The sequence below is a fragment of the Neobacillus paridis genome (assembly GCF_016765675.1).
GTDB lineage: Bacteria > Bacillota > Bacilli > Bacillales > Cytobacillaceae > Neobacillus > Neobacillus paridis.
This window is the reverse complement of the sequence record NZ_JAESWB010000359.1, coordinates 1-799: the sequence shown is the minus strand read 5'-3', so window position 1 is coordinate 799 and position 799 is coordinate 1. Positions and strand designations below refer to the sequence as shown.

The following is a 799-nucleotide window of genomic DNA, read 5'->3' as shown; positions in this document are numbered from 1 at the left end:
GTTTCGAACTTACTCTCCAGACACCTGAGTAACGCTTGGGGTTAGTGAGGAAAGATTCGGGTGTTTGGCCGTTCAGAACCCGACCTCTTTTTGATGGCGCACGGCCAGAATGGTGACAGACTGCGGGTCAACGCGGTAGCGGGCCACATAGCCACTGTCACCGAAGTCGATGATCCAGTCTCGGAACGCATCATCCATGTCATCAACGGGTCGTCCGACGCCCGGTTGTTGTTCCAGTACTTTCACGCCTTGACGTATCGCCGCCACCGCACGTTTTGCGGCGTCCAGATTTTTTGGTGCGAGGAAGCGATAAAGCCGCTGGACATCCAGCAGTGCCGAAGGAGACCAGATCAGACGTGACATTCAGGAGGCTCAATGTCGTTACCTTGTTCGAGCTGAGCCATCCAGGCATCAGCCTCATCGGCCGTCACGTGCAGGCCGTTTGAACGGAAGTCTTCCCACGCCTTCAGTGCATCCTGACGGAAAGCCTCCCGCTTCTCTTCGCGATCCACATACTGTGTGATCGCTTCGCGCATCAACCAATGAGATGTTCGCTGGCGCGCATCAGCCAAGCGCTTCACGCGCAACTTGGTGTCTTCGTCGATCTTGATCGCCACAGGACGAATGGTGGTAGCAGTCATGGCAGCCTCCGCAGGAGTATTTTGAGGTATTACCTTACCATACCTAGATATTGTTTGCCATCTTTCGGATCTCTGCTGCATCCGTCCTGCGTACGCCTGACTTGGCTTCTTTCGCAAACAGCGCCTTCATAGCAGTCCTGACAACTCCTGTGAGAGGA

2 protein-coding genes are annotated in these 799 nt (G+C 54.9%); both read right to left on the bottom strand.

Translation table 11 applies throughout. From position 1 onward, the window contains the following. Positions 1-72: 72 nt before the first annotated feature. Positions 73-363 carry a type II toxin-antitoxin system RelE/ParE family toxin gene (locus JK635_RS29200; protein WP_202655864.1) on the bottom strand — a complete coding sequence of 97 codons (291 nt, stop codon included), beginning with the start codon at positions 361-363 and terminating at the stop codon, positions 73-75. Next, positions 351-641: a CopG family ribbon-helix-helix protein gene (locus JK635_RS29195; RefSeq protein WP_202655863.1), complete on the bottom strand. Its 291-nt coding sequence runs from the start codon at positions 639-641 to the stop codon at positions 351-353. The genes JK635_RS29200 and JK635_RS29195 overlap by 13 nt, the downstream gene beginning before the upstream one ends. Between the last annotated feature and the right edge of the window lie 158 nt (positions 642-799).